This is a genomic window from Burkholderia sp. E168m23, from assembly GCF_016586125.1.
Classification (GTDB): domain Bacteria; phylum Pseudomonadota; class Gammaproteobacteria; order Burkholderiales; family Burkholderiaceae; genus Burkholderia; species Burkholderia orbicola.
The window spans coordinates 1-7,144 of record NZ_BCPP01000287.1 but is presented as its reverse complement, the minus strand read 5'-3'; the positions used below and the strand labels follow the sequence as shown (position 1 = coordinate 7,144).

Here is a 7,144-nt window from a genome sequence, read left to right as displayed (position 1 = left end):
ATGGCTAGCGCGAGCAGCCATTTCGTCAGCAACACGAATTTTGCTTGATATTTGAGAACGATAAGATTGCCTATCGCCTCGATGCCGGCCGGCACGGACAGCCAGACGGCCCAGCGGAAGATGTCGACGGACGCTTCGTAGCCGCGGCCGAACACCCTGCCGACGATCAGCGGGGCGGCGGCGTCGAGCACGAGCGCGCCGGCCGTCATCAGGCCGGCCGTCATCGCGATCAGCCGGACGATGTTGCGGCGCAGCCGCGCGACGTCCTGCACGCGGTAGACGAACGCGGGCGCGATGGTCTGCGCGAGCATCAGCGCGAGCGTGATCCAGTTCTCGTTGAGCTGCTGCGCGGCCGAATAGCGGCCGAGATCGGCGAACGAAACATGGCGCTCGAGCATCAGGCGGTCGAGCTTCAGGAACAGGTACATGCAGATGAGGCCGAGCCAGAACACGGTGCCGGCCGTGGCAAAGTGCCGGAACAGCGGCTTGTCGAACGTCCAGCCGAGCGCGCCGCCGTTACGATGGCGGTAGTACAGCAGCAGCGCGAGGCCGATCGCGGCGGCTTCCAGCGCCCACAGCCACGCGAAACGGGCGGGGCCGGCGGCCGCGCGCACCAGGAGCCAGACGAGCAGCGCCTTGGCGAGCGCGGTGAGCATGCTGGTGACGAGCTGCGGCTTGCTGTAGGTCATGCTCTGCAGCCACGCGTTGATCACGCCGACGAACGGCTCGCGGAACACCATCGTGACGGCCAGGCCGGCGAGCATCGCGCCGACCAGCGGATCGAAGGCGCCCGCGGCGATCGCGATCCAGGTCGCGGCGAGCGCGGCGACCGATACGGCGATGCGCAGCACGAACGCGCTGCCGAGCACCGCGCCGAGCTGCGCGGGCGGGCGCTGGACGATGGTGGGGACGAGGATTTCCGCGCCGCACACCCAGGTGAGCGGCGCCAGTACCAGGAGAAGCGTATTCGCATACTGCCATTTGCCGAACACATCTGGCCCGAAATAACGGGCCAGCAGGCCGCTGATCGCGATCGCGACGCCGATTTGCGTAAGCCGTTCGAGCCCCAGCCAGACGAGGTTCGCGACGGCCTTCGCGACGTCCGGGTTGCCGAAGCGCTTCAGCATGCGCGGCAGCGGCGGCGCGCGCGGAGGGCGGCCGGAAGCGGCGGGTGGGCGGCGGCGGAGCGGCTAGGCATTAAAATGGGCGACATGCGCGTCATCAAAACCCGCGATTATAAGTGGGATCGCGGCTGCTCCAGCCGTTGTGCGCGGTGTTCCGCCGGCAGGCATGTATCATGCGCGGCACCCGTGAGCGGCGGCCCGCGCAAGCCAGACAATTTTCCATGCACGCAACTGAGAGAAGAGAATCGATGATCTCCCAATCCATCTTCAAGGCATATGACATTCGTGGCGTGGTCGGCAAGACACTCGACGTCGACACGGCGCGCGGAATCGGCCGGGCATTCGGCAGCGAAGTCCGTGCGCAGGGCGGCGATGCGGTCGTCGTCGCGCGCGACGGCCGCCTGTCCGGGCCGGAACTGGTCGGCGCGCTGGCCGACGGCCTGCGTGCGGCCGGTGTCGACGTCGTCGACGTCGGCATGGTGCCGACGCCGGTCGGTTATTTCGCGGCGAACGTGCCGCTGGCGCTGAAGGGCGGCGAGCGTCGCGTCGATTCGTGCATCGTCGTCACGGGCAGCCACAACCCGCCCGACTACAACGGCTTCAAGATGGTGCTGCGCGGCGCGGCGATCTACGGCGAGCAGATCCAGGCGCTGTACCGCCGCATCGTCGACGAGCGGTTCGAGTCCGGCAGCGGCACCTATGAGCAGATCGACGTCGCGGATCAATACATCGCGCGCATCGTCGGCGACGTGAAGCTCGCGCGGCCGCTGAAGATCGTGGTCGACGCCGGCAACGGCGTCGCCGGTCCGCTCGCGACGCGCCTGTTCAAGGCGCTCGGCTGCGAGCTCGTCGAGCGCTTCACCGACATCGACGGCACGTTCCCGAATCACCACCCCGATCCCGCCCATCCGGAAAACCTGCAGGACGTGATCCAGGCGCTGAAGGACACCGATGCGGAGCTCGGCTTTGCGTTCGACGGCGACGGCGACCGTCTGGGCGTCGTCACGAAGGACGGCCAGATCATCTATCCGGACCGCCAGCTGATGCTGTTCGCGGAAGAAGTGCTGTCGCGCAATCCGGGCGCGCAGATCATCTACGACGTGAAGTGCACGCGCCACCTCGCGCAGTGGGTGAAGTCGAAGGGCGGCGAGCCGCTGATGTGGAAGACGGGTCACTCGCTCGTGAAGGCGAAGCTGCGCGAGACGGGTGCGCCGCTCGCCGGCGAAATGAGCGGCCACGTGTTCTTCAAGGATCGCTGGTACGGCTTCGACGATGGCCTGTATACCGGTGCGCGCCTGCTCGAGATCCTCGCGAAGACGGCCGATCCGAGCGCGCTGCTCAACAGCCTGCCGGACGCGATGAGCACGCCGGAACTGCAGCTCTGGCTCGACGAAGGCGAGAATTTCCGCCTGATCGAGCAGTTGCAGAAAGAGGCGAAGTTCGACGGCGCCGACGAAGTCGTGACGATCGACGGCCTGCGTGTCGAGTACCCGGACGGCTTCGGCCTCGCGCGTTCGTCGAACACGACGCCGGTCGTCGTGATGCGCTTCGAGGCCGAGACGCAGGAAGGGCTCAAGCGCATCCAGGAAGACTTCCGCCGCGTGCTGACGGCCGCGAAGCCGGACGTCAAGCTGCCGTTCTGAGCGCCGGCGGCCGGCGGGCCGCCCGTACGACGGCCGGTTCATCGGCCGTGTTTATCTCGAAAAGCGGCGCGTGCCCCGGGCGCGCGGCCGCTTTTTGTCTGTCCGGTCGTCCGGCCGGGATAAAATCCCCCCTTTATGTCTGTCGCCGGCTGCCAGTCGGCGTTTTTTCAGCGTGCAAAAGATCCTGATCGTGCGCGTGTCGTCGCTGGGCGACGTCGTGCACAACATGCCGGTGATCGCCGATATCCGGCGCCGCCACCCCGATGCGCAGATCGACTGGCTCGTCGAGGAAAGCTTCGTCGACCTCGTGCGGCTCGTCGACGGCGTGCGCAACGTGCTGCCGTTCTCGCTGCGCCGCTGGCGCAAGAAGCCGTTCTCGGGTGCGACGTGGCGCGAGATTCGCGCATTTCGCCGGCGCCTCGCGGCCGAGCAGTACGACCTCGTGATCGACTGCCAGGGCCTCATCAAGACGGCGTGGGTCGCGAGCTGGGCGCGCGGGCCGCTCGTCGGGCTCGGCAACCGGACCGACGGCGCCGGCTACGAATGGCCGGTGCGCTTCTTCTATCGCAAGCGCGTGCCGATCGCGCCGCGCACGCACGTGGTCGAGCGCTCGCGCCAACTCGTCGCGGCCGCGCTGGACGACCCGGCGCCGACTCCGGCCGATCCGGTCGAATTCGGCCTCGACACGCGGGCGGCGGCGCTCGCGGTGGCCGCGCTCGGCCTGAACCTGCCGGTGCCGTACGTCGTGTTCGTCCACGCGACGTCGCGCGCCGACAAGCAGTGGCCGGACGCGGCATGGATCGAGCTCGGCCAGGCGCTCGTGCGGCGCGGCGCGTCGCTCGTGCTGCCGTGGGGCAACGACGCGGAACGCGCGACCAGCGAGCGGCTCGCGAAGGAATTCGGCGCGGCGGCGATCGTGCCGCCGAAGCTGTCGCTGCCGGCCGTGGTCGGTCTGATCGACGGCGCGGCCGCGACGGTCGGGGTTGATACAGGTCTGGTTCACATCGCGGCCGCGCTGAAGCGTCCGACGGTCGAACTGTACAATTTCGCGACGGCCTGGCGGACCGGCGGCTACTGGTCGCCGAACGTCGTCAATCTCGGCACGGCGGGGCAGCCCCCGTCGATCGCGCAGGTGAAGTCGGCGCTCGCGGGCTTCGGTCTCCTGTAACGCTGTCCACACGCGAACCGATCATGAGCGAATCCCAGATCATCGAAGTCCCGTCCGCCGACTGGAGCGGGCACAACCTGTCGGCGCCGCGCGAGCAGTTGCTCGCCGCGGTCGAGGAAGGCAAGGTGCTGTATTTCCCGCATCTGCGCTTCGCGATCGACGGCGGCGAGGAAGCGCTGCTCGATCCGGCGCTCGCCGATCCGAAACGCAAGAACATCAGTCTCGCGCCGAACGGCGGCGCGCTTGCCGGCGTGCTCGGCGACAGCGTCACGCAGTCGGCCGTGCGCGCGCTCGTCGCGCGCTTCCAGCAGCAGGCCGGCACGCTCGTCGACGGCCTTTTCCCCGAATACCGCGGCAAGCTGCGCGTCGCGCCGACGAGCCTGCGGCTGATGCAGGTCGAAACGCGCCAGACGTCGTGGCGCAAGGACGACAGCCGGCTGCACGTCGACGCGTTCCCGTCGCGGCCGAACTACGGCGAGCGCATCCTGCGCGTGTTCACGAACGTGAACCCGGCCGGCGTGCCGCGCGTGTGGCGTGTCGGCGAGCCGTTCGAGGATGTCGCGAAGCGCTTCCTGCCGAAGATCCGGCCGCAGTTGCCGGGCTCGGCGTGGCTGCTGAACCTCCTGCACGTAACGAAATCGCCGCGCAGCGCGTACGACCACCTGATGCTGAACCTGCACGACGGGATGAAGGCCGATCTCGACTATCAGAAGACGTGTCCCCAGCAGACGATGCCGTTTCCGCCGGGCAGCGTGTGGATATGTTTCTCCGATCAGACTTCGCACGCTGTGATGTCCGGCCAGTTCATGCTGGAGCAGACCTTCTTCCTGCCGGTCGATGCGATGGTGCGCCGCGAATGCGCGCCGCTCGGCATTCTCGAACGCCTGACGGGCAGGGCGCTGGTTTGAGCGCGCCCCTGCTTCGACGTAACTCAAGGGCGACCGCATGCTGAGGGCGATCTATCGTGCGCTGTGGTGGCTCGTCGCGCCGGCCGCCGTGATCCGGCTCTATGTGCGCTCGCGCAAGGAGCGCGGCTATCGCGAGCATATCGGCGAGCGCTTCGGTCACGTCGCGGGCCGCTCGCCGGATGATCGCGCGCCGCTGATCTGGGTGCATGCGGTGTCGGTCGGCGAGACGCGCGCCGCGCAGCCGCTGATCGATGCGCTGATGCGCGCGCGCGCCGATGCGCGCATCCTGCTCACGCACATGACGCCGAGCGGCCGTGCGACGGGCGAACAGATCTTCGGCGATCGCGTGCTGCGCTGCTATCTGCCTTACGACATGCCGGGCGCGGTGCGGCGCTTCCTGCGCGCGTGGCGGCCGACGCTCGGCCTCGTGATGGAAACCGAGGTGTGGCCGACGCTGATCGACGAGTGCCGCCGCGCGGACGTGCCGCTCGTGCTGACCAATGCGCGGATGTCCGCGCGTTCGTTCCGGCGCGCGGCGAAGTTCGGCGCGGCGACGCGCGACGTGTTCGGCGGCTTCTCGCGCGTGCTCGCGCAGAGCCCGGCCGATGCGGAGCGGCTGACGTCGCTCGGCGCACGCAACGTGACCGTGCTCGGCAACCTGAAGTTCGACATGACGACGCCGCCGGAACTCGCGGCACGCGGCCATGCATGGCGCGACGCGATCGGCGCGCGGCCGGTGTGGGTCGCGGCCAGCACGCGCGAGAACGAAGAGGTGCTGGTGCTGCAGGCGTTCGCGGAAATGCGCACGCCTGGCGCGCTGCTGGTGCTCGTGCCGCGTCATCCGCAGCGCTTTGCCGAAGTCGAGGCGCTCGTCGCGCGCAGCGGGCTCAAGTGCGTGCGGCGCTCGGTGTGGGCGGCCGATGCGGCTGCGCTCGCGGCGGGCCGGCCGGCCGCCGAACCGCTGGCGGATGACGTGACGGTGCTGCTCGGCGATTCGATGGGCGAGCTCGGCGCGTACTACGCGGCGGCCGACATCGCGTTCATCGGCGGCAGCCTGCTGCCGCTCGGCGGGCAGAACCTGATCGAAGCGTGCGCGGTCGGCGTGCCGGTGCTGATCGGGCCGCACGTGTTCAACTTCACGCAGGCGACTGCCGACGCGGTCGCGGCAGGGGCGGCGATGCAGGTCGAAGATCCGCTCGATCTCGCGCACGTGCTCGACGCGCTGTTCGCCGACAAGGCGCGGCGCATCGCGATGGGTGCGGCCGGCGCGGCCTTCGCGGCGCGTCACCGCGGCGCGACCGCGCGCACGGTCGACGTGCTCGCCGCGCTGCTGCCGCCTGCCGCAGCCGGCACGCGTGCGTTGCCGGACCAGTCGAGCGCGGCTTCCGAAGACGAATAGACGAAGGGCGGCGCAAGGCCGCCCCCGAACGCATGGCGGCGACGTGCGCCGTCGCCATGCCGCTCACACCGTCAGCAAGCCCTTCTTCTCGATGAACGCGATCACGTCCGCGACGCCGTCGAGCGCCTTCAGGTTCGTCATCACGTAAGGCCGCTCGCCGCGCATTTTCCGCGTGTCGGACGCCATCACGTCGAGGTTCGCGCCGACCAGCGGCGCGAGGTCGGTCTTGTTGATCACCAGCAGGTCGGACTTCGTGATGCCCGGGCCGCCCTTGCGCGGAATCTTCTCGCCGCCCGCGACGTCGATCACGTAGATCGTCAGGTCCGACAGCTCGGGACTGAAGGTCGCCGCGAGATTGTCGCCACCGGACTCGATGAACACGATGTCGGCATCGGGAAAGCGCGCGAGCATCCGGTCGACGGCCTCGAGGTTGATCGACGCATCTTCCCGGATCGCCGTGTGCGGGCAGCCGCCCGTCTCGACGCCCATGATGCGTTCCTCGGGCAACGCGCCCGCGACCGTCAGCAGCCGCTGGTCTTCCTTCGTATAGATATCGTTGGTGATCGCGACGAGGTCGTACCGGTCGCGCATCGCCTTGCACAGCATTTCGAGCAGCGTGGTCTTGCCGGAGCCGACGGGGCCGCCGATGCCGACGCGCAGCGGCGGCAGTTTCTTCGTACGGCGGACGGAGGAGGGAGCGGGTGCGTTCATGGTGTGGATCAAGTTCAGGAGCGGAACAACCGCGAGTACTGGGTTTCGTGCCGCGCGGACAGGATGCCCAACTGCGGCGCGAACGTGTTGATGGCGTCGGGCGGCGTCGCGAGCGCACGGCGCACGGCCGCGTCGATCGCGCCGCGCAGCGCGACGATGATGCGTTGCCCGGCGAGCTGGCCGAGCGGCAC

7 protein-coding genes are annotated in these 7,144 nt (G+C 68.9%); 4 read left to right on the top strand and 3 right to left on the bottom strand.

The window, feature by feature from the left end; translation table 11 throughout:
- Positions 1-1,127 (bottom strand): lipopolysaccharide biosynthesis protein (locus JMF90_RS16435; RefSeq protein ID WP_201325229.1); only part of this gene is annotated, 1,127 nt, incomplete at its 3' end.
- A gap of 245 nt (positions 1,128-1,372) precedes the next feature.
- Between JMF90_RS16435 and JMF90_RS16430 the strand changes: the two genes are divergently transcribed.
- The 4 genes from JMF90_RS16430 to waaA all read left to right on the top strand — a co-directional run bounded on the left by JMF90_RS16430 (position 1,373) and on the right by waaA (position 6,242).
- Positions 1,373-2,767 carry a phosphomannomutase/phosphoglucomutase gene (locus JMF90_RS16430; RefSeq protein WP_023475260.1) on the top strand — a complete coding sequence of 465 codons (1,395 nt, stop codon included), beginning with the start codon at positions 1,373-1,375 and terminating at the stop codon, positions 2,765-2,767.
- Positions 2,768-2,939: 172 nt separating this feature from the next.
- The gene (gene waaC / locus JMF90_RS16425) at positions 2,940-3,935 is read left to right on the top strand and encodes a lipopolysaccharide heptosyltransferase I (protein ID WP_006485129.1); all 996 of its coding nucleotides are present in this window, start codon (positions 2,940-2,942) and stop codon (positions 3,933-3,935) included.
- Between the two features lie 23 nt (positions 3,936-3,958).
- Entirely contained in the window at positions 3,959-4,843 is an 885-nt protein-coding gene (locus JMF90_RS16420) for a Kdo hydroxylase family protein (protein WP_011544767.1), read from the top strand.
- A gap of 37 nt (positions 4,844-4,880) precedes the next feature.
- A complete protein-coding gene (gene waaA, locus JMF90_RS16415) occupies positions 4,881-6,242 on the top strand; it encodes a lipid IV(A) 3-deoxy-D-manno-octulosonic acid transferase (RefSeq protein ID WP_175809012.1) in 1,362 nt (453 codons plus the stop codon).
- 63 nt (positions 6,243-6,305) lie between these two features.
- Here the strand turns inward: waaA and ureG are convergent, their stop codons facing one another.
- Together ureG and JMF90_RS16405 are read right to left on the bottom strand one after the other, a co-directional pair.
- Positions 6,306-6,953, bottom strand: coding sequence for an urease accessory protein UreG (ureG, locus tag JMF90_RS16410; RefSeq protein WP_006476704.1), 648 nt, complete (start codon positions 6,951-6,953; stop codon positions 6,306-6,308).
- Between the two features lie 14 nt (positions 6,954-6,967).
- Positions 6,968-7,144 (bottom strand): urease accessory protein UreF (locus tag JMF90_RS16405; protein WP_374104240.1); only part of this gene is annotated, 177 nt, incomplete at its 5' end.